The organism is Paraburkholderia sp. PGU19 (assembly GCF_013426915.1).
Classification (GTDB): domain Bacteria; phylum Pseudomonadota; class Gammaproteobacteria; order Burkholderiales; family Burkholderiaceae; genus Paraburkholderia.
Map to the genome: position 1 here is coordinate 1,523,338 of NZ_AP023180.1, position 22,904 is coordinate 1,546,241.

A 22,904-nucleotide genomic window follows, 5' to 3' on the forward strand; every position below is an offset into this window, starting at 1 on the left:
GTCCTAACCCTCATGATGATCGGTTGCGGGCTGTGCCGCATGACGATACCGGCGACAACTCGCACCGAATGCTTCGAAGATCGAACGCGACAGCGCGTCGTGTTGCGTCATGACTTCCGGATGCCACTGCACGCCGAGCGCGAAGTCGTGTCCGTTCAGCCGATACGCTTCGATCAGGCCGTCGGGAGCGCGAGCTTCAACGACAAGCGGCGGCGCAAGCGCGGCAACGCCCTGCCGATGCAGCGAATTCACGCGCACGCATTGCGCATCGGCGAGCGCCGACAGCATGCCAGCAGGCGTGAGTTCGACGTCGTGGCGGTATCGATAGCGGGTGGGCAGATCCTCTGCGAGGTCTTCGAGATGGTCTTCTGAATGACCGGACGCGTGGATATCCGTGTGAAGCGTGCCGCCAAAAGCAACATTCATTTCCTGGAAGCCACGGCAGATCGCGAGAATGGGCATGCCGCGCGCCGCCGCGCCGCGCATCAGTTTCAACGCGACGTGATCGCGATCGGGATCGGCGAGCGCGTCGCGATTTACTTCGCCGCCATATCTGTGCGCCTCCACGTTCGAGGCGCCACCTGGAAACAGCAACCCGCTCACGCCGTCGAGATATGCCTCCACCGATTCGATCTCGCGCGATGCCGGAATCAGCACGGGACTGACATTCGCGCCCGATATCAGCGCGCGGACATAACTGTGCTTCGCGGCATGTTGATCGTGTTCACCGATGAAGAAGCGGTCGCACACCACTCCGACGAGCGGACGGCCGTGTTGTTCAGCGCTCATTGGGGGACTCCCCGTGGCGCATGCACGTCGCGGCTCGCGAGCGTTTTCAGATCGAATGCGGGATCGCGCACCGCGTCCGGCGTAACGCGTGCACCGTTCGATAGCAGCTTGCGCGCGAACATGTGATCCTGCGGCCGGTTGATGCTATCGACGGCGATCAGCTTGTCGTCGCGAAAGTAGAACAGCGAGAGACGTTTGTCTTCGACGGAACCGCGCATCGCGTAGTCGGTAAAGCCTGCGTTCACGCCGGCCATCTGCAGCTTCAGGTCGTATTGGTCGGACCAGAACCAGGGCAGCGCGCGATACGGCTCCGGCCGCCCGACAGTCGTTGCCGCTGCCGTTTTTGCCATATCGTTGGCGTTCTGCACGGATTCGATGCGGCATGCGCGCGTGCCCGGTGGCGCCCAATGAGGGACGAACGAAGCGCAATCGCCGGCGGCGACGATCGACGGGTCGCTGGTGCGCGCGCAGGCGTCCACCATCACGCCGCCCGCCACGTTCAGTCCGCAGTCGGCGGCGAGTTCGGTATTCGGGACCACGCCAATGCCAACCACGACGAGTTCGCAATCGAGCCGCAGCCCATCATCGAGTTCGACCGATACGCTCCCATCCGCGTCGTGTAGCGCCACCACCTTGCGTCCGAATTCGAACGCGACGCCATGCTCCGTGTGAGCACGCAGCATGAAGCCGGACAGCCACGGCGACGCGACGCGTGCCAGCAGACGCGACTCCGTCTCCACCACCGTCACTTCGAGTCCCTGCTGACGCAGCGACGCCGCCGCTTCAAGACCGATATAGCCGCCGCCGATCACGACCGCGCGCCGCGCCGTGCGCGTCGTCTGCGCAAGACGCCTTGCGTCGCACAGATCGCGGAGATAGTGAACGGCATCGAGCGTGGCGCCAGGACAATCGAGCTTGCGCACCCGCGCCCCCGTCGTCAGCGCAAGGTGGTGATATGTGATGCGCGAGCCGTCGTGCAGCCCGATCTCGCGACGCTCGCGGTCGATGTGCGTGGCGCGCATCGACGGCATCCATTCGATCTTCTCTTCGTCGAAAAACGCCTGAGAACGCAGCGGTAAACGCTGCTCCGCAAAGCTGCCCGTCAAAAAGCCCTTCGACAGCGGCGGACGCTGGTAAGGCGCATCGGGCTCGTCGCCGAGCAGCACGATACGGCCGTCAAAGCCGAGTTCGCGCGCCGACGCCGCGAGCTGCACGCCCGCATACGACGCGCCGACAACCACAAGCGTGCTGTTCATGATGTCACCCTTGCCTCGGCGGAATGCGGACGACAAGCCCGTCCATCGCAGCCATCATGACGAGCTGGCAGCTCAGCCGGCTTTCGGGACGCCGCTCGGCGGCGACGCCGTCGAGCAGTTCCAGTTCGGAGTCGTCGGGCAACGGCAGGTCCGCCGTCGATGAGGCGTCGATATAAACATGGCATGTCGCACACGACAGGCAGCCGCCGCATTCGGCATCGATGCCGCGCACGTTGCCGTGAATCGCGGCCTCCATCACGCTGGTGCCAGCGGGTACGTCGATCTCGCGGCGATCACCGTCGCGCAGAATATAGGTGACGATAGGCATGACTTCTCTCCTCGATGGGAACGCCATCAGAACGTTTCGAAATACTCGCGGTGTTCCCACTCGGTGACTTCCAGATTGAAGCGGTTGATTTCCGCTTCCTTCAGCTTGCAGAAGTAGTCGATGAAGGCGCTGCCGAATCCTTCGCGCAGCGATTCGTTCGCATGCAGCGCGGCGATCGCATCACTCAACGTGCGGGGCAATGCGTCGGCCTGCGTTTCGTAGGGCGTATCCGCAGAGGGAGGCAGTTCGCGTTTGCGTCTGAGTCCGTCCAGCCCAGAGAGCACCTGCGAGCCGAAGTACAGATACGGATTCGCGGCCGGTTCGCCGACGCGGTTTTCGATGCGCGTCGCGGGATCGTTCTGTCCGCCCAGCACGCGCAGCATCACACCGCGGTTGTCGCATCCCCAGTTCGCGCGATCGGGTGCATTCGAATACGGCCGATAACGGCGATATCCGTTGATGGTCGGCGTCGATAGTGCGGCTGCGCCCTGCGCGTGCGCGAGCAAGCCGGCGAGATACCGCTGCCCGACTGTCGAGAGCGGCGCGTCCGGATTCGTCGGCATGAACGCGTTGCTGCCGTCCGCGCGATGCACGAGCGACTGATGCAGATGCCATCCACTCGACACGACATTCGGAATGCGCGGGCGGCACATGAATGTCGCGTGATAACCGTTGCGCTGACAGATCTGCTTGACCGCGCTGCGAAACAGAATCATGTCGTCGGCACTCTTGATGCCTCGGGTCGGCGCGAACGTGAACTCGAACTGGCTCGGACCGTATTCGACTTCGAGCGAGCGCACAGGCAACGCGAGCCCGTCGATGCCGCGCCTGAGCATTTCCATCACGTTATCGACGGCGTCGTAGCGCAGTTCCGTCAGATACTGATAACCGTGCGACAGCAGCTCGACATCGGGCGGAATGCCTGGCTGGCCCGAATGCTCGGGCTTCATGTTCGTATCAGTGACCTTGAAGACATGAAACTCGACTTCGAGACCGGACACGAATTCGAACCCATGATTGCCGAGCTGTTCGAGCGCATGGCGAAACAGATGGCGCGTGCCGAACGGCACGGGCCTGCCGTTCGGAAAGTACACGTCGCACAGCACCCAGCCCGTATGCGGCGCCCACGGCAGAACGCGGAAGGTTTCGGGATCGGCGACCATCAAGGTATCACAGGCGCCCTGCATTTCAGGCATGTCGAAGCCGCCGCCTGCCGTGAACACGGGGAACACCGTGCGGTGCGACGTATCTTTGGCGAGCAGCGTGCTCGTCAGCGTGACGCCGGACTTGAATGCGCTGATCGCCTCGTCGACGACGAGCGTCTTGCCGCGCAGCAGTCCGTGCTGATCGGGAAACGAAAAACGGACCACTTGCACGTCGCTCTTTTTGAGCCGTTCGAGCAGCTCGGCGTACGCAGCGTGCTGGGCGTCCGTCCACAAACCATGGTTTTCAACAAAAGACATCGTGCTTCACGCGGCAGTTGAACGGCCGCGCGCTCCATTGTGATTGCGGAAACCGTCCTCAAGCCTTCGGCGCGGGCCACGGCGCGGCATCGCGACGTTTGACGTCGGATGCCTTCCAGTAGTCGTCCCAGCCGTCGGCGGGCCCGATGCCGTCGATCGATGCCGGTCCCGTCAGATGCGCCGCCTGCTGTTCGTCGATCATCATCAGCGTCTTCTCGCCGGCGCGCGTCTTCTCGATCGCATCGACGAGCAGACGACGGTAGGCGATGATGCCCTTGTCGGTCGTGCCCAGATGCTCGCGCGTGCGGTCCTGGATCGCGCCCTGCGATTCGACGGCCCACTGGTCGTGGACATTGATGTCGAAGCCCATGCCCGTGTAGGTCTGGGTCTGTTGCTCGTCGATATCGAAGCCGTAGTGGTTGCGTTTGTTCTTGCGCGATGTGTAGTCGGGCAGCTCATACAGTTCGAGCCGTTGCGCGCGCATCTGCGCCTTGTCGGTCGGCGCGCCGAAGCTCGTGAAGATCGAGTACCAGTAACAGTTCTCGTCGTCGACGGGCACGTGCCATTGCGTGATCGTCATCTCCGCGCTCATCGGAATCACGAACGCCTGCGGAAACACGACGTTGGTCACGCGCACGTGCGTCTGGGTGTCGTCGAGTGGACGCTTCGCGATCAGCCGAAGCCCATAGTCGGCCGGACTGACGAGAATCTCGGGCGACTCGTATTCGCGCAGCACCTTCGTGATCGGCATATCCGAATCCGCTGACGCGCCGCGAAACTGCTTGCCGTAGCTGTCGCTCACGTCCTCGTCTTCGAAGAAGCGATGCAGGAACGATGCGTGGGCGGGATCGATGCCGACTTCGAGCGCCTGCAGCCAGTTGCATTCGAACAGCCCTTTGAAGGCGAACGTGTATTCGCCCGGCGCGGCGAAGCAGTCGAAGTTCGGAAACGCTGGCGGCTCGCCGCCGCCGATGTAGGCGAACAGGATGCCGCTGCGCTCGACCACGGGATACGCGCTCTGGCGGACCTTGTTGCAGAGCGTGCTGCCGATGGGTTCGCCGGGCGTCGACAGACAGCTTCCGTTGACATCGAAGAGCCAGCCGTGAAACGCGCAGCGCAGGCCGCCTGCCTCCAGACGGCCCGCCGCCAGATCCGCGCCGCGATGCGGGCAGTCGCGATCGAGCATGCCGTAGCGGCCCTGCTCGTCCTTGAATACGACGAAGTCCTGACCCATCAGCCGCACCGCGCGGACGGGGCGCTGCGCGGGCAACTCCTCCACGAGCGCCACGGGCTGCCAGTAGTTGCGCAGTAGCTGGCCGGCGGGTGTGCCTTTGCCGACGCGCGTGATTGTGTCGTTTTGCTGGGAACTCATCATGGCGTGTCTCCGGTTGACTTGAATGCATGAGGCGGGTTGCTGTATGCAATGACGCCTTCGATGAGCACGAAGAATAGAACTAAGAATTCATAAACTCAATCTCTGCATACACAACCCATCAGACGCGATCTCAAATTTTTCGTCAAAATCATCGGGAACAGCGACCCATATCGTTGATATATATATGTATTTTGTCGATCACTAGGACTTTCCCTGGAAAACACTCTCGAAGCCAGAAAATTACGATTCAGCGGCTATTGCATACAATGCAGAACATCCATTCATCTGCTTCCGCATTTTTCGGCCCCGCGTCACCTCGCATGCCCTACAATCAGACGCACGAAGTCCGCCGCGCCTAACCCGGCAAAGAGCACCGGAGAATGAAATGGAATCCCAGCAAGAACGTGTATTGGTGTATCTGCGCGACCTGATCCTGAAGGGCGAATTCGCCCCCGGCGAGCGCCTCGGCGAAGTCGCGCTCGCTGAGCGTCTGCAGGCATCGCGCACGCCCGTCCGGCTCGCGCTCACCACGCTCGAACAGGAAGGCCTGGTCGAACCGTCTCCGGCGGGCGGCTATGTGATGCGGCGCATCACCGCCGCGGAAATCGCCGATGCCATCGCGGTGCGCGGGCATCTCGAAGGCATGGCTGCGCGCCTCGTCGCCGAACATGGCGTGCCGCGCCAGTTGTCGAACGCGCTGAACGAATGTCTGCGCGGCGGCGACCGTCTGCTCGCGAAGTCCGAACTGGACCTCGACGACTACGCCGCGTACACGGACATGAATAGCCGGTTTCACAAGCTGATCGTCGAAGGCTCGGGCAACGCGGCGCTGATCCGCGCAATCGAGATGAACAACCGTCTGCCGTTTGCCGCCGCAAGCGCGATGTTGCCGATGCAATCCGCCATCGACGAAGGCCGTCAATGGCTTTTCATGGCGCATCAGCAGCATCACAGTCTCGTGCAGGCGATGGAACGCGGCGAAGGCACGCGCGCGCAGTCGCTGGCGACGGAGCACGTGCAGATCGCGCAACGAAATCTGACCTATGCGCTCGAACGTCCGGAGGTTTATCTGAAGCTCGCGCCTGCTTTGCAGCTTGTCGCGGAGGCGGTTTTATAAGCGCAGTGACGGTACGCGTGCCGACTGTATGGCGTTGCAACCCGCTTTAGAAGCTGGCTGGCAAATCCCATCTGCTGCAAGTTGAACTTGCAGCTTTTTCACCGCAGTCCGCGCTTCGCCTGTGTCATCATTGGCTCGACATTTTCAAAGCCGTGGAGACCGGTCGTAAATGAATTCGGATGCCTATATTGTCGACTCCATCATCCGATCGCGGAAAGCGGTTCGGGTCTTTCGTCCAGACGCAGTTTCGAAAGAGGACGTCATTGCCATTCTCGATGTCGCACGTACTGCGCCCAGCAATTCGAACACGCAACCGTGGCACGTTCACGTGCTGGGCGGCCAGATCAAACAGCAATTCAGCGCCGCGCTAGCGCGTGCTCACACGGATGAAACGCATCCGCCGCTGCAACACATGCCGGAACGTTTACCCGACTCATTCCGCTCGCGGCAGGAAGACTTCGGCGTGCGCTATTACGGCGCATTGGGCATCGACAAATCGGACGTCGATGCGCGTTCCCAGGCAACCGGCAGAAACTTCAATTTTTTCGGCGCCCCCGTCGGCATGATTTTCACGATCGATGCCAGCCTGAAGAAGCACAGCTGGCTCGACTATGGGCTGTTCCTTCAAACCGTCATGATCGCGGCTCGCTCTCGCGGACTCCATACGTGCCCGCAGGTCTCGTTCGCGCGTTACCAGTCAGTCATCGCCAGTCAACTTGCGCTTGAACCGGGCCACGAAGTGGTCTGCGGGATGTCTCTCGGCTACGCGGATGAGGATTCCATCGTGAACCGACTCCAGATGCCGCGTGAGTCGGTCGACCATTTCGCACAGTTCGTCGGACTCGACGAATAGCACTGACGCACGTATTGCAAGCACGCCCGCAAACGCGATGCGTGCGCGTGATCGCAAGGGTCCATCGAGCCCATCGGACCATGGGCCGCGTCACGCAACCGAAATCTTTCCCTCGCTGTTCTCAACATCTTCTCCTCAGAATCATGACCATCAAAGTTCTTGCCCTATGCGGAAGCGGCCGCCGCGATTCATTGAATCGCAAACTTCTGGACATCGCGGCGCGCGGCGCGCATGAGGCCGGCGGCGAGATTACCTTTATCTCGTCGGCGGACTACCGGTTGCCACTGTATGAGGGCGACTTCGAAAACGAGCACGGCGTGCCTGACAGCGCGAGAAATCTGCAGCGACTGTTTGCGGAACACACCGCGCTTCTGGTTGCATCGCCGGAGCACAACGGCGGTTACACAGCGTCGCTCAAGAACACGATCGACTGGGTCAGTCGACCTCTCGATAGCGGTGAACCCGGGATTCGGCTGATCGCAACGAAAGTGGCCGCCGTGGTATCCGCATCGCCAGGACCGATGGGAGGTGTTCGTTCGATGCTCGGCATGCGAGGGGTACTTGAAAAGCTGGGCGCCATCGTTATTCCGCAAGGATTTTCACTTGGCGCCGCGCATCTGGCATTCACCGAAGCAGGTCGTCTCTCCGACGAAAAGGCGGACGCCGAGGTCCGACTGGTCGGCGCCCGTTTAGTTGAAACGACACGGCAACTCTCCCGGCAGTAAGAACGAAGGGGGTGCGTAGCGCACAGGCCCAGATCCGCTGATCGAGTCCGATGCGCAACTGGCGCGCCCTACTCGTTGCTTTTAAGCAGGTTGGGTATCTAAAATATTTATCGGTAAGAAATTTTCGATGGTCGGCAGAGCGCTTTGCCGACCGTGCTTCGCGCCAGTTGCCCCGCCTGAAGACATCATAGCTGGCCGTACAACCGTGGTTGACACACCTGAGACCGCTGTTATCTCATGCGTTTATTCAATGCGGGATTTGCTTCGATGACAGACCGTCTTGCGAAGCGACGCATGTCACGGGACTTACGGCTATGGCAAAAATCATCGGCGGGCTTGCCGCATCACATACTCCGACGATCGGCTTCGCGTTCGACAAGAACAAGCGTGACGACCCGGTCTGGGCACCAATCTTCGAGAATTTCGCGCCGCTGGCAGACTGGCTCGCCGAGAAGCGCCCCGACGTGCTGGTCACGATCTATAACGACCACGTTACCTCGTTCTTCTTCGATCACTATTCGGCGTTCGCGCTCGGCGTCGGCGAGCAATGGCAGGTCGCGGACGAAGGCGGCGGCGCACGCGATTTGCCCGCCATCAAGGGGCATCCGGAATTCGCGGCGCACATCGGCAAGTCGCTGATGACGGACGAGTTCGACATGTCCTTCTTTCAGAACAAGGCGCTCGATCACGGCTGCTTCTCGCCCCTGTCGATGCTGTGCCCGCACAAGCCCGAGTGGCCCGTCAAACTCGTGCCCCTGCAGATGGGCGTTCTGCAACTTCCCGTGCCCAGCGCGCGGCGCTTCTACAAGCTCGGTCAGGCGCTGCGCCGCGCGATCGAAAGCTATCCGGAAGACATGAAGGTCGCGATTCTCGCGACGGGCGGCCTCTCCCACCAGGTGCACGGCGAACGCGCCGGCTTCAATAACACCGAATGGGATCAGCGTTTCCTGGACCTGTTCGAGCGCGACCCGAGCAGCTCGCAAACATGACGATCGCCGAATATGCGGAACTCGGCGGCTACGAAGGCGCGGAAGTCGTCATGTGGCTCACGATGCGCGGCGCGCTGTCGTCGAACGTGGTCTGCAAGCACCGCAGCTACTACCTGCCGTCGATGGCGGGCATCGCGACGGCGATTTACGAAGGCGAAGACAGCGAGCCCAGTCCCGCCATCGTCGAGCGGCATCGTCAGAAGATGGCGGTTGAGCTGACCAATGTCGAGAAGCTCGACGGCACGTATCCGTTCTCGATCGAGATGGCCGTGCGCGCGTATCGGATCAACGATTACCTGCATCGCATGGTCGAACCGGAGCATCGCGAAGCGTTCAAGCGCGACGAAGAGGCGAGCTTTGAGGCGGCAGGCCTGACCGAACAGGAACGCGACCTGATCCGCCGGCGCGACTGGCGCGGACTGCTCCACTATGGCGTCATCTTCTTCATGCTGGAGAAGCTCGGCGCCGTCACCGGCGTGTCGAATCTGCACATCTACGCCGCCATGCGCGGCGAAACACTCGAAGCATTCCAGAAGACCCGCAACGCGCCCGGTGCGCTTTATTCGGTAGCCGGCAAGGGCAGTCAAAACCTTTCGTGGGACAAGTCCGGGTCGCCCAAGCAGTAGACCGCACGGACGCCCAGCCATTGCACTGACAGAGACAGCAACGATGATCATCGACATTCACGGTCACTACACCACTGCACCGAAAGCGCTGGAAGCCTGGCGCAACCGCCAGATCGCGGGCATCAAGAATCCGGCTGAGATGCCGCACGCGTCCGAACTGCACATTAGCGACGATGAATTGCGCGATTCCATTGAGAGCAACCAGCTTCGGCTCATGCGTGAGCGCGGCCTCGATCTGACCATTTTCAGTCCGCGTGCGAGCTTCATGGCGCATCACATTGGGGACTTCGAAGTCTCGAGCACGTGGGCGGCCATCTGCAATGAACTGTGCTTTCGCGTGAGCGAGCTGTTCCCGGACAACTTCATTCCGGCGGCGATGCTGCCGCAAAGTCCCGGCGTCGATGTCAAGACCTGCATCCCTGAACTGGTGAAGTGCGTCGAGCAGTATGGCAATGTCGCCATCAACCTGAACCCGGACCCGTCGGGTGGTCACTGGACCAGCCCGTCACTGTCGGACCGGTACTGGTATCCCATCTACGAGAAGATGGTCGAATACGACATCCCGGCGATGATTCACGTCAGCACGAGTTGCAATGCGTGCTTTCACACTACGGGTGCGCATTATCTGAACGCGGATACGACCGCGTTCATGCAATGCCTCACCTCAGACCTGTTCCAGGATTTCCCGACGCTGCGCTTTGTCATCCCGCACGGCGGCGGCGCCGTGCCTTATCACTGGGGGCGCTTCCGTGGGCTTGCGCAGGAGCTGAAGAAGCCGCTGCTCAAAGACCATCTGCTGAACAACGTGTTCTTCGATACCTGCGTCTATCACCAGCCGGGCATCGATCTGCTGACGCGCGTGATCCCCGTCGAGAACATCCTCTTCGCGAGCGAGATGATCGGCGCCGTGCGAGGCTTCGACCCTGAGACGGGCTTCAATTACGACGACACGAAGCGCTATGTCGAGGCAGCCGCCATCGACGCGGAGGACCGTTACAAGATCTACGAGGGCAACGCGCGGCGTGTCTATCCGCGTCTGGACGCAGCCCTCAAGGCAAAGGGAGTTTGACTATGTATGAAATGGGCGTTGTCTACCGCAACATCAAACGCGCGGACAAGGAAGTCGCCAGCAAGCTTGGCGCCTTGGGTTCCGCCACCGTTCATGAGGCAATGGGCCGTACTGGCCTGCTCAAGCCGTACATGCGGCCTATCTACCCTCACGCCCAGGCGAGCGGTACAGCCGTCACGGTCCTGCTGCATCCCGGCGACAACTGGATGATGCACGTCGCCGCCGAACAGATTCAACCCGGCGACATCGTCGTTGCGGCCATCACGGCGGACTGCACCGATGGCTACTTTGGCGACCTGCTGGCGACCAGCTTCAAGGCGCGCGGCGCCACAGGTCTCATCATCGATGCCGGTGTGCGCGACGTAAGAGTTCTCGAGGAGATGGGTTTCCCCGTCTGGAGCAAGGCAATTTCTTCGAAGGGCACCATCAAGGCCACGGTGGGCTCAGTCAATATCCCGGTGGTTTGCGCTGGCGCACTCGTTTCACCTGGCGATGTGATTGTCGCGGATTTCGACGGCGTGGTCGCCGTGCCTGCTTCTGCCGCCGCCGCGGTACTCGACAAGGCGAGCGCGCGGGAAGCGCTGGAAGCGGAAAAACGCGCGAAGCTCGCGTCCGGTGTTCTTGGACTCGACATGTACAACATGCGAGAGCCGCTGAAGCAGGCGGGCCTGCGTTATATCGACTGATTGAGACGGGTATGTCGACTGATTCATTGACCGTCATATCGTCGATGGCTACGCGTCATGTTTTGACGCAGCTCGCGCAAGCGTACGAGGCTGTGTCTGGGCAGCACGTTTCGATTGTGTCGGTTGGCGGCGTTGAAGCGGCCCGACGCATTCAGGAAGGCGAGCGTTTCGATGTTGTCGTTCTTGCGTCCGATGCGATCGATCGACTGGAGCGCAACGGTCACATCATCTCTGGAAGCCGCGTCGGTGTTGCGCGCTCGGAAGTGGCTGTCGCCATCAAGCACGGGGAGCCGCGTCCGGACGTCAGTTCTGAATCCGCAGTACGCGATGCCGTGTTGCGCGCCCGGACCATCGGGTATTCGACGGGACCTAGCGGCACGCATATCATCAATCTGCTTCGGCGATGGGGCATTGGTGACGTCATCGCGAATCGTATTGTCGAGGCACGGCCCGGCGTGCCCGTTGGCAGTCTCGTCGCCAAAGGAAAGGTCGAACTCGGCTTCCAGCAGCTCAGCGAACTTGTCCACGAACCCGGCATCGACATAATCGGCATGCTTCCAGCAGCGATCCAGGCTGCTACGGTGTTTTCAGCGGCAATCTGCGCAACGTCGGAACGACAGGAAGCCGCCAAGGCTTTCCTGAACCATCTCGCTTCCGCGGACGGCGATCAGGTGAAAATCGCGCACGGAATGGCGCCTGTCTGACTTTTGTGTCGATCCGCGAAAAGCCAGAAGATTGCCGGAGACTGCGGTGACGGCCGTGCCTTCACCGCAGTCGGTCAGGTTTCGCGTCCGAATCGCTTCAAACGAAACTAACGCATTCACCCTTCGCTCGGATCATACGGCGAAGCGCAGTTCTCAAGCTTCCATTTCTTCTCGGCGTCCGTATCAGGCCGAGGCGGTCGAATGCCGTCGATCAACCACAGTTCTCGCGGCGTTTCGCCGACGTGCAACTCGTAGTGGTAGCCCCGCTCCTGGACAAATGGCGCTATCGCTGCATTCGCCTTGCGCAGCCAGGACTCCGTCCACACGACGTCCTTGGCGATGTGTCTGGCGAACTGGTCCAGTCTGATTCTCACAAAGTCGTCTCGTGACACGCCTCCCATGTAGAAGGACTCCTTCGGCTGTTCATGAAACAGGACGCCTACGTAGAAGCGAGGAATGATGTAAATGTCGGCGATACGGTTGGCCATCTCCTGCTTGTCATCTGCCGTGTAGGCGCCGACGGGATGATAGATATTCCACAAAGGCATTTTTGTCTCCATGCATCAATAGATGCCGCGTTCCTTATGTCAGAGCATCCGGGTCTCTTGCGAGAAAGGATGAACTTGACATGAGTGAGGCGGCGGTATGGGTAGACCAAGGATAGGCTACCGGTGAAAACCAGTGCGCTTCGCAACGCAGCGTTATCAGGGAAAGCAATCCGCTCTATTGGCGACGTGCAAGGCCAAGTATGCCGCGAGCCTCCTCGGGCGTTGCCACCTCTGCGCCGATGCTTTTGATGATATTCACCGCACGCTTAACCAGCGCTGCGTTGCCTGGCGCCAGTTCCCCTTTGGCAAGGTATAGATTGTCCTCGAGGCCTACGCGGACATGGCCGCCAAGAATCACACTTTGCGCCACGATCGGAAACTGGGCGCGCGAGATGCCGAACGCCGACCAATGCGCGCCCTCGGGCAGATACCGCTTCATCTGAAGCAGGCTCTCGGTATCGGCGGACGCGCCCCATGGCACGCCAAGGCACAACTGGAACAGCGGAGCCTGCAGAATGCCTTGCGTTTCGATCAGGTGGCGCGCGAGGCGCACGTGCCCGAGATCGAATACCTCGATCTCCGGCTTCACGCCTGCTTCCTCGACCAAGGTTGCCATCTTGATCAGATGGTCGGGCACGTTCACGAATGCGCGCGTTCCGAAGTTCATCGTCGCTACGTCGAGCGTGCAGATTTCCGGACGCAATTCGAGCACATGCTGCACGCGCGCCTCAGGCGTCATCATCGTACTCAGCTCACTGCCCCGGTTCGGGTCTTCGTCGCTGGGAACGAAACGTGCACCCGGGCCCGTCGTCAGGTTGATCAATATCGGGCACCCGCTATCGCGGATACGCGAAACGACTTCTCCGTAGAGCGACAGATCTGTGCTCGGAGCGCCAGTCCTGGGGTCACGAACGTGAATGTGAGCGATGCTCGCACCGGCTTCACATGCAGCAATGGCTTCATCGGCAATTTGCTTGGGCGTAACGGGCACGGCAGGGTTCAGCCGCGGCGTATCGTCGCTTCCAGTGAGTGCGCAACTGATAATCGTCTTGCTTGTCATAGTGTTCGTTCAAAGGGAATGTGAATGAAGCGCCACAATCGGGCGCTTTGCCATGGGCGCAGCGTCAGGCTGCTCGCGCGGGGCCGAACGGTGCCACCCCGACGGGCGCAACCTTGATCAGCTTCTTGTTGACGAACTCGTCGAAGCCAAGCTGAGAAAGCTCTCGGCCAAAACCCGAACGCTTGACGCCACCGAACGGCAATTCCGCCGACGTGCCGAAAGGCTGATTCACGAACACCATGCCGCTGTCGATCTGCGCGGCGACCCGCTCGCCGCGTTCGGTATCCGCGGTGAACACCGACGCGCCAAGACCGAACGGCGTGCCATTGGCGAGCGCAATCGCGGCGGCTTCGTCCTGGACGACGTGGAAAGCGGCGACCGGGCCGAACAGTTCTTCGGCGAAGACGGGATTTTGCGGCGTGATGTCGGTGAGAATAGTCGGTTGCATGTAGAAGCCCGGGCGCTCGACGCGCTTGCCGCCACACACGATGCGCGCACCGTGCGAAGTCGCGCGCTCGATCTGCTCGAGCAGCAGGTTGAGTGCGCGCTCGGACGACACGGGGGCGACGGCGGTCGCTGGATCGGTGGGATCGCCGGTCTCTAGCGCGGCCATACGCGTTGCGAAACCATCGAGGAATGCTTCGCCACGTGCCTTGCCGACCACGATGATGCGTTTGGAACTGACGCATAGCTGGCCTGAATTGAACATGCGACCCGCGACGGCGCTTTGGATGGCCCAGTCGAGTGGCGCATCCTCCAGCACGATGAACGGATCGCTGCCGCCCAGTTCGAGCACGACTTTCTTCAGATTGCGGCCGGCACGCTCGGCAACTGCGGCACCGGCGCGCTCGCTGCCCGTCAGCGTCACACCCTGGACACGCGGGTCGTCGATGACGCGCCCGGCCTGTTCGATCGAGATGAACAGATTCGTATAGACGCCATCGGGTGCACCCGCTTCCTCGAACAGCCGCGCGAAGGCCAACGCCGATTGCGGCACGTTTTCGGCGTGCTTGAGCAGCAGGACGTTGCCCACCATCAGTTGCGGGCCAGCCACGCGCGCAATCTGGTAGTACGGCAAATTCCACGGCTCGATGCCGAGCAGCACGCCGACGGGCTCGATGTGCACTGCAGCGCCAGGCGCTTCTGCAAGCGGACGGGGCTGCAGCCAGGCGTGCGCGTGCTTCGCGTAGTAGTCGAGGATGCTGGCCGCCGATTCCACTTCCCTTAGCGCTTCCCCGCTGCGCTTGCCCATCTCCAGCGTCAGATAACCAGCGTATTCGACCGCCTTTTCCCGCAGCAGCGCCGCCGCGCGCGACACGATGCGTGCCCGATTGCTGACGGGACGGCGGCGCCAGTCGGTTTCAAAAGCGCGATGCGCCGCGGCAAGCTTCGTTTCGAGCAACGCGTCGGATATATCGTCGTAGGTGGCGAGTAGTTCGCCGGTGGCAGGATTGATGGTGGTGTACGGCATGAAGTTCTCCGTGAAAAGGATGGCATCGAGTCATCGCATGACTTTATGCTAACACCGTTAACACCAACTTTGCATACGCTTTTGAGGCCAGGAATAACCCTCATGGAACTTTATGTTAACGGTGTTACTATGCTTGGACATTCTTTCAACTGAGGAAGCGAAATGGCAAAGGGATATTGGGTGGCGGCGTATCGGGCAGTCCATGACGCAAGCAAGCTCGCGGCATACGGCGTCCTCGCGACAGAGGTGGTGAAAGCGGCGGGCGGCAAGTTTCTGGTGCGAGGCGGAGAGGTCGTTGCGTTTCAAGCGGGTCTGAAGGAACGGACGGTTGTGGTCGAATTCCCGAGCTTCGAACAGGCCCTTGCCACGTTTCAGAGTCAGCCTTATCAGGAAGCGTTGACCGTACTGGGGGACGGAGCCGAAAGGGACGCGCGCGTCGTCGAGGGCGTCGACTACTGACGCTCATTGAAGGGTATCGAGGCCGCCCGCACGGTATACAAGCGCGGGCGCTGTTCACTTTGGAGCAGCCACGATATGACTGTCGACTAATGCGACGCCGGCATGAAGTTCAATCCCAATACGCGGATTTCCCTGCTGCACTGTTCCAATCGAGGAGTTCCGGAGAAAGTTTTGGCTGATGGACAAATGTCGTTACGCGCCCTGGTCGAGCATTGGCTTGCACCCGGTAGGACGCATCGGGTCAGAGTCGTCGAGTTTCGAAATAGCAGACTCAGGCAGCAGTGTTATGTACGTGTCGAGGTGTCGAAGACAGACGAGCGCATGGCGATGTTTTTCTTCCGGCACCAGGATGGTATATGGCGCGTTTTTCCCCCTGCTCGAGTCCGGCCTGTGATGGGCTGCAGCCGTAGTTTTATGTCTTGAATGGCAAACGTTCGCCGAGTAATACATGATGTCTGGCATTTAGTTCGGCATGCTATTTAAACAAACCTTTTCACGCGTTACCTATCGAGCGGATCCGAGTGCGTAGTTGCCAGGGAAAACGCGACTATCCACACTTCACCCTAATGTTATGTTTGTTAACATATAAATCAGAAACACCTGAAACAGACAAATGGAGCACCGATGGACGAAGCAATTGTTCTGACAGAACTCAAAGGTCACGTGACGGTTCTTACGATGAACCGCCGCCCACACAACCTGATGGGCCCGACGCTGTATCGCGCGCTACTCGATGAGTTCGACGCGGCGGTGAAACGCGGCTCGCGCGCGATCCTGCTGCGCAGCGGTCTGCGGCACTTCTCGGCGGGCGCCGAAGTGTCCCTCTTCCCGGATCGCATTGCCAGGCAAGGCCAGGCGCTCATGGATCCGCTCGAGGTGCTGCGCGGCTTCGAAACACTGCCGATCCCGATCGTTGTCGCGGTGAACGGTACATGCCTTGGCGGTGGCTTCGAAGTGGCGCTCGCCTGCGATTACAGCGTGGTCGCCGAGTCGGCCAGGATCGGATCAGTCGAGGTCGCGCTTGGCCTGCATCCACTGCTCGGCGGCATCCAGCGTCAGGTGATGCGTGCCGGCCCGGCGCGTGCAAAAGAACTCGCGATGCTCGGCCGCCGTTACGACGCGGCGACGCTCGAACGCTGGGGCTTGATCAATCTCGTCGTGCCCGATGACAAGCTCGATGAAGTCGCGCTGTCCGTCGCGCAGGAACTGGCGGCCGGCCCGACCATCGCGCATGCCGCGACCAAGCAGCTTGTGCGGGTCGCGGTCAACGAGGGTGTCGCTGCCGCCGACGAAGCCATGTTCGAACTGCAAAAGCCAGTCTGGGCGTCGCACGATCTCAAGCGTGGACTGGAGGCCTTCGATACGGCCGGCCCCGGCACCGCCATTTTCGAGGGAAATTGACATGGCCGGACCACTCGAAGGACTCAAGGTCGTCGACTTTTCGCGGGTGCTGGCAGGCCCGCTGTGCGCCCGCACACTGGCCGATCTCGGTGCCGATGTGATCAAGATCGAGCCGCCGCGGCCCGATGTGTCGCGTGTTGCGTTCCCGAATCGCGACGGCATGTCGGGCTACTACGCGCAGCAGAATAGCGGCAAGCGCAACGTCAGTATCGATCTGAACGCACCGCACGCGCGCGAGCTCGTGCTACGACTGTGCGACGAGGCGGACATCATCGTCGAGAATTTTCGGGCCGGCACGCTCAAGGGCTTCGGACTCGACTATGACACGCTCGCGAGGCGCAATCCGAAGGTCGTCTACGTGTCGATCACCGGCTACGGCCAGCGCGGCCCCTGGGCGTCGCGCATGGCCTACGCGCCGACCGTGCAGGCCGAAACGGGCTTTACGCACAACACGCTGCGCCACTTCGACAGCGCGGGCGACGGGCGCAAGTGGACCGATCCGCTGTCGCACGCGGACGTGTATGCGGGCCTGCAGGCGACCATCGCCGTGCTTGCAGCGGTGCGCAAGCGTGAAGTAACAGGACGCGGCCAATACATCGACGTCGCGATGGCCGCCGTGATGCTGTCGATCAACGAACGCGCTCACCTCGATCTCGCCGGTGTCGACACAGGCGCCGAGCCGGGCATCCTCGGCGCCTCAGACGGCCCGCATTTCGTTGGCCCCGGCGGCGAAGAGTTCGTGGCGGCACAAAGCATCGTCGGCAGCAACACGTTTCCGAATTACTTGCGCGCCATGCGCCGTATGGACCTTGTGCGGGATCCGCGCTTCAGCACCGCTGAGCGCCGCCTGCAGAACTACAAGGCACTGCATGCAGTGATCCAGACGTGGATGCTGTCATTCCGCGATCTCAGGACGCTCGATGCGCAGCTGGACGAGGCCAAGATCGCGATAGGCCAGATCCGCACGCTGAAGGAACTGGCCGAGACCGATTGGGCGAAACAGTGGGGAGCCGTGCACGAGATTCCGGACCGCCGCGGCGGCTCGTATCTCATCCACGGCTATCCATGGCGCTTCTCCGATGACGAGCTTGGAATGCGCAGCGCGCCCGCGTTTCGCGGCGAGCACAACGAACAGGTGTTCCGCGAAGCGGGCCTGGCGGATGTCGACATCCGCAATGCGGTCGACACCGGCATTCTGGTCGGCGGGCCGCCACCGTCCGCGAAGCAGATAGACGCGCCTGTTCTTGCGGAAGCGCAGTCCAGCTAAACGCAACCACATATCGCGGCGCGCCGGCAGCGCTGTAACCCGCGCGCCTTCTCCCGTCGATGCGGGCGCGCGGGTGACGGCCTTTGATAGCCGCAGTCCGCCCTGTATTTCCCGTATCAACACAACACGTCGGAGGACCGAATGGAAGTGGCGAAGCAAGCCTGTGTAGACGGATCATCGTCAGATGACAACGCCCTCCTGCGGAAGGCCTACGCTTCGGCGCAATGGAGGATACTGCCGATACTGTTCGGCTTATGGATGCTGGCATGGGTCGGTCGTTCGAACGTTGCTTTTGCGAAGTTGCAGATGGTCGTGGATCTGCGATTCAGCGAAACGGTATATGGATTGGGCGCCGGGCTCTTCTTCGTCGGCTATGTGCTGTTCGGCGTGCCTACCACGATATTGCAAAAGAAGTTCGGTGCACGCGCCGTGCTTGCCGGTATCGCGGGCGCGTGGGGCGTGACGAGTGTCGCGATGACGTTCGTCAATAGCGTGCCGACGTTCTACGCGTTGAGATTCCTGCTCGGCGTGTTCGAAGCCGGTTTCTACCCAGGCGTCGTGTTGTACTTCAATGCATGGTTCCCGGGCAAAAGGCGCACTCGCAATTTCAGCATGTTCCACTCTGGGTCGCTCTTCTCGACAGTCGCGATCGGATTGACAGGTGGATTCGTGCTCGAGCACATGAATGGACTGGCCGGCTTTCAAGGCTGGCGATGGATGTTCTTCACTCAGGCTATCCCAACGGTGGTGTTGGCGTGCGTCGCGTTCGCGGTACTTCCGGATCTGCCCGGCAGCGCGAAGTGGCTTTCGGCGCGACAGCGCAAGCTCGTCGAGGACGATCTCAGGAAGAATGCCGAAACGATGGACGACGTCGGCGTAGACGAGCGTGCCCTGTTACGCAACCCGGCTGTCTGGATCCTGAGCGCGGCCTACTTCAGCCTCCTTGCCGCCACCGCCGCACTGTTTTTCTTCTCCCCGACGATACTTCGTGAGGCGGGATTCGGTGGGTACAAAGAGATCGGCTGGGCAGTTGCTGGTGCCTGCGTTCTGGGTGCACTCGGGAATGTGCTCATCTGTAGCATCGGGGGCGCCCCGCATCGCCGTCGGCTGTTCTGTGCGCTGGCGGCGGTCTTCACTGCGGCAAGCCTCTCGACGCTGGTCTTTGTCTGGCACAGTAGCACCATCGCGACTTTCTTCCTGCTTGTTCTTGGCTTCGCGGGAACCGGGGCGGGTATCACGCTCTTCTGGCAGATGTCTGTCGGCCTGCTCAGCGGTAAGTCGCTGGTGGTTGGCGTGCCATTGATCAGTTCCATCGCCAACGTCGCCGGCTTCGTTACGCCCTTTCTGATCGGATATGTCCGCGACGTAACGGGAACTTACGCGAGTGGGTTCATCATGATTGCCTGTGTCCAGGCACTTGGCGTCGTAGTCCTTCTGTTCGGCGTGCAGCGGATTGTCGGGAGGCGGTCGCGCGTTGTCGATATATCGGTTCAAAGCACAACGTGACCAGTCGATGCCGATGCCCAGTCGCGCAACCGAGCCGCTAGAATGCGTGTAGCGACACACGCCTTGTTTGCCGCGTGATTCGCGATATTGCGTGCCTCTCTGCGCGGAATTTATAATTATTCTCTTGCTTTGCTCCTCGAACGAAGGTCACGTGAGTCCCAAGCCATCTATCGCGAAGAATGCGGATTACCACCACGGCAATCTGCGCAATGCGCTCATCGAAGCTGGGCGCAGCGCGCTCATGGAGGTATCGGCGCAAGACCTGAGCCTTCGTTATCTCGCGCGCATGGTGGGCGTATCAGAAGCCGCGCCCTCGCGGCATTTTGCCGGCATCGACGAACTGCTTGCCACGATCGCGGCAAGCGGTTATCGCGACCTTGCTGCGCTGCGCGTTGCGATCCGTGACAGCGAGGATACGGCGCTTGCCAAAGCGTACCGGATGATGCGCGTGTACATCGAGTTCGCGCAGCACCACAATGGGCTGTTCAGTCTGATGATCGGGCCTCGCATCGCGGCGCATCAGGCGTATCCAGAACTCACCGAGGAAAGTAACCGGTCATTTGGGTTGTTTTCCGAGACGATCGAGGCGCTGGCTATCGAAAGTGGTTGGGCTCAGTCCGATCTCAAGCTCGTGACCCATGCCGCGTGGAGTATGGAGCATGGTCTCGCCACGCTGATCCTGTCGAACCGCGCACCGCGCGCGGACACCAAAGTGGCGATACCCAGGTTGATCGACTTCGTGGTGACGACACTGCTTAGCGCCATCACGGCGGGCCCGGATCATCTCCAGAGCGTGATAGAGCAATGCGAGCTGGTTCAGAAGCCTGTGGCTACGCGCACAGCTCGAAAGCGGGCCAAAGCGTAGCCGTTGTCGCGGTCGAAAACGAGGCACCGATGACGTGCCCCGGCAGAGAGGCCGGCAACTCCCCACCAAGACCAATCAGGATTATAATAATCCTCTTGATCCGTGGGAGCCGAAGACGTGGGACATTCGCAAGCTGACAAGATCGCCACCCATCAACGCATCGTCGATGCCGCTGCCAAACGTTTCCGCGAACAAGGGCTGGACGGCATCAGCATCGCGGACCTGATGAAAGATGCGGGCCTGACCGTAGGGGGTTTTTACCGGCATTTCGCTTCCCGTGACGAACTCATCGCTGAGGCTTTCGAACACGCCCTGCGCGACGTCGAGCCCTGGGAAGCGGCGATGGTCACGTCACCCCGGCAAGCGATGCGCATGTACCTCTCTGATACGCATCGTGACGAGGTGTCGAATAGTTGCCCCGTATCAACGCTCGTGAACGATATGAGCCGCAGCACGGACGATGCGCGCGCGGCCTATACGACCCGTGTCAAACGCATGGCCGAGTTGATCGCAAAGGCGATACCGACTGAAGACAGCGCGGACAAGCGTGCCGAAGCACATCTCATCATGAGCGCGTGTGTGGGCGCGGTTGCACTGTCGCGTGCCGTGACGGACCCCAAGCTTTCGAAGCAGATTCTCGATGGCGCGTTGAGCCAGATACTCGAACTGCTGTCGCCGAAACGCGCCGCAAAATAACCGAAAGCGGAAGAAGCGGCGAGCATCACCCAAGGTGCGCTCGCCGCTTTTTTCATCCAGACCGCCCGCGCTTCACTGTCGCGTGATTGCCCGACAGATTCAGCAGGCGGCCGGCATGCCCAGGCGTTAGTCCACCCGTCCCGTATCAGTGGAACCGACGGTAACGTCCCCACCCCATCCCCCACCCAGCGCGCGAACGAGATTGACGGTCGCAGTCGCCTGAAGACCGGTGAGCTGCACGGCCGTCGTTTGCGACTGAAGCACCGTGCGTTCGGCGTCGATCACATCGAGATAGTTGACGGCGCCTTCCCGGTACTGCGTGCGCGAGATCGTCGCCGCCCGCGTCGACGCCTGCACGGCCTCATCCTGCGTCTGGACCTGCTGTTCGAGAATCCGCAAGTCCGACAGGTTGTCTTCGACCTCCTGGAAAGCCTGTAGCACCTGCTGACGATACTTCGCCACGTCTTCGTCGAATACGGCCCGCGCGTTCGCGAGATTCCCTGCGCGACGGCCGCCATCGAAGATCGGTACGGTCAACGCGGTGCCCGCCAGCGGTCCGAGAATGAACGCCCGGCTGGACCATTTGAAAAGGTCTGCCAGCGTCGCCGACTCGAATCCTGCTGCACCCGTTATGTTCAGCGCAGGGAAATACGCCGCCTTCGCCACGCCGACTCGCGCATTCGCCGCCGCCATGGCCCGCTCGGCGGCCGCAATATCGGGCCGCCGCTCGAGCAGCGCGGACGGCAAGCCCGGCGGAATGCGGATCTGCACGGGTCGCAACGGGTTCGATGCCATCGAGAACTCGGACGGCGCTTTGCCCAGAAGAACAGCGAGACTGTGTTCGGCCGTCGCCCGTTGTCGCTCTGCCGTCATCGCATCGGAACGTGCCGTTGCCAGTTCGGCTTTGGCGCGAGCGACATCGAGTTCAGCGATGTCACCCGCGCCGAACTTCGACTGCACGAGTTTCAGCGCCTGCTCGCGCAGCGACACGTTCTGCGCGTAGACCTGCAGTTCCGCGTCTAGCTCGCGGACCTTGAAGTAGTTCGCAGCGACATCCGCCTGCAACGAAAGCTGAACCGAGCGCAGCAGTGCCGCCGATTGTTCGCTCTCTGCGCGACTCGCCCGCACCGCGTCAGACACCCGCCCGAACAGGTCCACTTCATAACTCGCGGTCGCCTGAGCGCGCCACAAGGTCTGCGCCGGAATATTCCCGCCGTCAGGCTGAAACTGTGAAGCGGGCGAGACCTTTTCCCGGGTGGGTCCAAAGCCTGCGTCGATAGTCGGAAACAGGCCGGCGCGGGTGGCCTGTTGAAGTGCGCGCGCTTCCTGGAGCCGCGCCGCTGCCGCAGCCAGGTTCTGGTTGGCGGCGAGCGCCTGTTCTTCGAGATCGTTGAGCGCGGGATCATCGAAAATTACCCACCACTTCCCGCGCGGAATCTGGTCGGACGGTTGCGCGATTTTCCACTCGCCCGCCTGCCCTTCCGCTGCCGCCGTGGCCGTCGTGACGGGCGCCTCCTTGAACGCCGCAGAGGCCGCCGAAGCAGGCACCTTGTACTCGGGCGCCAGCGAGCAACCCGCCGTCAGAAGGGCCGCGCTCAACAGTGTCAACGAGCCCCAGAGCGCAACCTTCACTCGATTGTTCGACATGGTG

21 protein-coding genes and 1 pseudogene are annotated in these 22,904 nt (G+C 61.3%); 13 read left to right on the forward strand and 9 right to left on the reverse strand.

The genetic code is table 11. The features are described from left to right. Nucleotides 1-3: 3 nt before the first annotated feature. From H1204_RS24485 to H1204_RS24505, 5 genes are read right to left on the reverse strand one after another with little or no spacing between them, the layout of a single operon-like run. Nucleotides 4-789: a gamma-glutamyl-gamma-aminobutyrate hydrolase family protein gene (locus H1204_RS24485; protein WP_180731133.1), complete on the reverse strand. Its 786-nt coding sequence runs from the start codon at nt 787-789 to the stop codon at nt 4-6. Continuing rightward, on the reverse strand, nt 786-2,045 hold the full coding sequence (locus H1204_RS24490; RefSeq protein ID WP_180731134.1) for an FAD-dependent oxidoreductase: 1,260 nt from the start codon (nt 2,043-2,045) through the stop codon (nt 786-788). The genes H1204_RS24485 and H1204_RS24490 overlap by 4 nt, the downstream gene beginning before the upstream one ends. 4 nt (nt 2,046-2,049) lie before the next feature. Continuing rightward, nucleotides 2,050-2,373, reverse strand: coding sequence for a 2Fe-2S iron-sulfur cluster-binding protein (locus H1204_RS24495; RefSeq protein ID WP_180731135.1), 324 nt, complete (start codon nt 2,371-2,373; stop codon nt 2,050-2,052). Between the two features lie 26 nt (nt 2,374-2,399). Further along, nucleotides 2,400-3,836, reverse strand: coding sequence for a glutamine synthetase family protein (locus tag H1204_RS24500; protein WP_180731136.1), 1,437 nt, complete (start codon nt 3,834-3,836; stop codon nt 2,400-2,402). Between the two features lie 58 nt (nt 3,837-3,894). Beyond that, on the reverse strand, nt 3,895-5,211 hold the full coding sequence (locus tag H1204_RS24505; protein WP_180731137.1) for an aromatic ring-hydroxylating dioxygenase subunit alpha: 1,317 nt from the start codon (nt 5,209-5,211) through the stop codon (nt 3,895-3,897). A 385-nt stretch (nt 5,212-5,596) separates the two neighbouring features. On the opposite strand from H1204_RS24505, the gene H1204_RS24510 reads away from it, so the two are divergent. The 7 genes and pseudogenes from H1204_RS24510 to H1204_RS24540 all read left to right on the forward strand — a co-directional run bounded on the left by H1204_RS24510 (nt 5,597) and on the right by H1204_RS24540 (nt 11,980). Continuing rightward, nucleotides 5,597-6,328, forward strand: coding sequence for a GntR family transcriptional regulator (locus tag H1204_RS24510; protein WP_007730231.1), 732 nt, complete (start codon nt 5,597-5,599; stop codon nt 6,326-6,328). Nucleotides 6,329-6,497: 169 nt separating this feature from the next. Continuing rightward, nucleotides 6,498-7,181, forward strand: coding sequence for a nitroreductase (locus H1204_RS24515; protein WP_180731138.1), 684 nt, complete (start codon nt 6,498-6,500; stop codon nt 7,179-7,181). A 143-nt stretch (nt 7,182-7,324) separates the two neighbouring features. Further along, nucleotides 7,325-7,906: an NAD(P)H-dependent oxidoreductase gene (locus tag H1204_RS24520; protein WP_180731139.1), complete on the forward strand. Its 582-nt coding sequence runs from the start codon at nt 7,325-7,327 to the stop codon at nt 7,904-7,906. Between the two features lie 314 nt (nt 7,907-8,220). Further along, nucleotides 8,221-9,521, forward strand: a pseudogene (locus H1204_RS24525) (gallate dioxygenase). A 43-nt stretch (nt 9,522-9,564) separates the two neighbouring features. Continuing rightward, the gene (locus tag H1204_RS24530; RefSeq protein WP_180731140.1) at nt 9,565-10,590 is read left to right on the forward strand and encodes an amidohydrolase family protein; all 1,026 of its coding nucleotides are present in this window, start codon (nt 9,565-9,567) and stop codon (nt 10,588-10,590) included. 2 nt (nt 10,591-10,592) lie between these two features. After that, nucleotides 10,593-11,276 (forward strand): 4-carboxy-4-hydroxy-2-oxoadipate aldolase/oxaloacetate decarboxylase, encoded by a 684-nt coding sequence (gene ligK, locus H1204_RS24535; RefSeq protein ID WP_180731141.1) that lies wholly within the window; start codon nt 10,593-10,595, stop codon nt 11,274-11,276. An 11-nt stretch (nt 11,277-11,287) separates the two neighbouring features. Further along, on the forward strand, nt 11,288-11,980 hold the full coding sequence (locus H1204_RS24540; protein ID WP_180731142.1) for a substrate-binding domain-containing protein: 693 nt from the start codon (nt 11,288-11,290) through the stop codon (nt 11,978-11,980). Between the two features lie 116 nt (nt 11,981-12,096). On the opposite strand, the gene H1204_RS24545 is transcribed toward H1204_RS24540, so the two are convergent. From H1204_RS24545 to H1204_RS24555, 3 genes are all read right to left on the reverse strand, one after another. Continuing rightward, the gene (locus H1204_RS24545; RefSeq protein WP_180731143.1) at nt 12,097-12,528 is read right to left on the reverse strand and encodes a tautomerase family protein; all 432 of its coding nucleotides are present in this window, start codon (nt 12,526-12,528) and stop codon (nt 12,097-12,099) included. Nucleotides 12,529-12,703: 175 nt separating this feature from the next. After that, nucleotides 12,704-13,588, reverse strand: coding sequence for a 3-keto-5-aminohexanoate cleavage protein (locus H1204_RS24550; RefSeq protein ID WP_180731144.1), 885 nt, complete (start codon nt 13,586-13,588; stop codon nt 12,704-12,706). 64 nt (nt 13,589-13,652) lie between these two features. After that, complete coding sequence (locus H1204_RS24555) at nt 13,653-15,059, reverse strand: NAD-dependent succinate-semialdehyde dehydrogenase (protein ID WP_180731145.1); 1,407 nt, start codon at nt 15,057-15,059, stop codon at nt 13,653-13,655. A 162-nt stretch (nt 15,060-15,221) separates the two neighbouring features. Between H1204_RS24555 and H1204_RS24560 the strand changes: the two genes are divergently transcribed. The 6 genes from H1204_RS24560 (at nt 15,222) to H1204_RS24585 (ending at nt 21,253) form a co-directional block, all read left to right on the forward strand. After that, nucleotides 15,222-15,518: a DUF1330 domain-containing protein gene (locus tag H1204_RS24560; RefSeq protein WP_180731146.1), complete on the forward strand. Its 297-nt coding sequence runs from the start codon at nt 15,222-15,224 to the stop codon at nt 15,516-15,518. 624 nt (nt 15,519-16,142) lie between these two features. After that, the gene (locus H1204_RS24565) at nt 16,143-16,919 is read left to right on the forward strand and encodes an enoyl-CoA hydratase/isomerase family protein (RefSeq protein ID WP_180731147.1); all 777 of its coding nucleotides are present in this window, start codon (nt 16,143-16,145) and stop codon (nt 16,917-16,919) included. A 1-nt stretch (nt 16,920) separates the two neighbouring features. After that, entirely contained in the window at nt 16,921-18,186 is a 1,266-nt protein-coding gene (locus H1204_RS24570) for a CoA transferase (RefSeq protein ID WP_180731148.1), read from the forward strand. A 258-nt stretch (nt 18,187-18,444) separates the two neighbouring features. Then, nucleotides 18,445-19,692 carry an MFS transporter gene (locus H1204_RS24575; RefSeq protein ID WP_243468787.1) on the forward strand — a complete coding sequence of 416 codons (1,248 nt, stop codon included), beginning with the start codon at nt 18,445-18,447 and terminating at the stop codon, nt 19,690-19,692. Between the two features lie 151 nt (nt 19,693-19,843). Continuing rightward, nucleotides 19,844-20,557, forward strand: a complete 714-nt coding sequence (locus H1204_RS24580) for a TetR/AcrR family transcriptional regulator (protein ID WP_180731150.1) — start codon at nt 19,844-19,846, stop codon at nt 20,555-20,557. 117 nt (nt 20,558-20,674) lie between these two features. Further along, nucleotides 20,675-21,253 (forward strand): TetR/AcrR family transcriptional regulator, encoded by a 579-nt coding sequence (locus H1204_RS24585; protein WP_180731151.1) that lies wholly within the window; start codon nt 20,675-20,677, stop codon nt 21,251-21,253. Nucleotides 21,254-21,379: 126 nt separating this feature from the next. Here H1204_RS24585 and H1204_RS24590 read toward each other — a convergent pair whose 3' ends face one another. Next, nucleotides 21,380-22,900 carry an efflux transporter outer membrane subunit gene (locus H1204_RS24590; RefSeq protein WP_180731152.1) on the reverse strand — a complete coding sequence of 507 codons (1,521 nt, stop codon included), beginning with the start codon at nt 22,898-22,900 and terminating at the stop codon, nt 21,380-21,382. Nucleotides 22,901-22,904 lie beyond the last annotated feature (4 nt).

Excerpts from the sequence above, each read along its gene's own strand:
- H1204_RS24485 (WP_180731133.1), bottom strand. The coding sequence starts at position 789 with ATGAGCGCTGAACAACACGGCCGTCCGCTCGTCGGAGTGGTGTGCGAC.
- H1204_RS24515 (WP_180731138.1), top strand. The coding sequence starts at position 6,498 with ATGAATTCGGATGCCTATATTGTCGACTCCATCATCCGATCGCGGAAA.
- H1204_RS24530 (WP_180731140.1), top strand. The coding sequence starts at position 9,565 with ATGATCATCGACATTCACGGTCACTACACCACTGCACCGAAAGCGCTG.
- H1204_RS24590 (WP_180731152.1), bottom strand. The coding sequence starts at position 22,900 with ATGTCGAACAATCGAGTGAAGGTTGCGCTCTGGGGCTCGTTGACACTG.
- H1204_RS24555 (WP_180731145.1), bottom strand. The coding sequence starts at position 15,059 with ATGCCGTACACCACCATCAATCCTGCCACCGGCGAACTACTCGCCACC.
- H1204_RS24490 (WP_180731134.1), bottom strand. The coding sequence starts at position 2,045 with ATGAACAGCACGCTTGTGGTTGTCGGCGCGTCGTATGCGGGCGTGCAG.
- H1204_RS24495 (WP_180731135.1), bottom strand. The coding sequence starts at position 2,373 with ATGCCTATCGTCACCTATATTCTGCGCGACGGTGATCGCCGCGAGATC.
- ligK (WP_180731141.1), top strand. The coding sequence starts at position 10,593 with ATGTATGAAATGGGCGTTGTCTACCGCAACATCAAACGCGCGGACAAG.
- H1204_RS24540 (WP_180731142.1), top strand. The coding sequence starts at position 11,288 with ATGTCGACTGATTCATTGACCGTCATATCGTCGATGGCTACGCGTCAT.
- H1204_RS24510 (WP_007730231.1), top strand. The coding sequence starts at position 5,597 with ATGGAATCCCAGCAAGAACGTGTATTGGTGTATCTGCGCGACCTGATC.
- H1204_RS24520 (WP_180731139.1), top strand. The coding sequence starts at position 7,325 with ATGACCATCAAAGTTCTTGCCCTATGCGGAAGCGGCCGCCGCGATTCA.
- H1204_RS24545 (WP_180731143.1), bottom strand. The coding sequence starts at position 12,528 with ATGCCTTTGTGGAATATCTATCATCCCGTCGGCGCCTACACGGCAGAT.
- H1204_RS24575 (WP_243468787.1), top strand. The coding sequence starts at position 18,445 with ATGCTGGCATGGGTCGGTCGTTCGAACGTTGCTTTTGCGAAGTTGCAG.
- H1204_RS24570 (WP_180731148.1), top strand. The coding sequence starts at position 16,921 with ATGGCCGGACCACTCGAAGGACTCAAGGTCGTCGACTTTTCGCGGGTG.
- H1204_RS24505 (WP_180731137.1), bottom strand. The coding sequence starts at position 5,211 with ATGATGAGTTCCCAGCAAAACGACACAATCACGCGCGTCGGCAAAGGC.
- H1204_RS24565 (WP_180731147.1), top strand. The coding sequence starts at position 16,143 with ATGGACGAAGCAATTGTTCTGACAGAACTCAAAGGTCACGTGACGGTT.
- H1204_RS24500 (WP_180731136.1), bottom strand. The coding sequence starts at position 3,836 with ATGTCTTTTGTTGAAAACCATGGTTTGTGGACGGACGCCCAGCACGCT.
- H1204_RS24560 (WP_180731146.1), top strand. The coding sequence starts at position 15,222 with ATGGCAAAGGGATATTGGGTGGCGGCGTATCGGGCAGTCCATGACGCA.
- H1204_RS24550 (WP_180731144.1), bottom strand. The coding sequence starts at position 13,588 with ATGACAAGCAAGACGATTATCAGTTGCGCACTCACTGGAAGCGACGAT.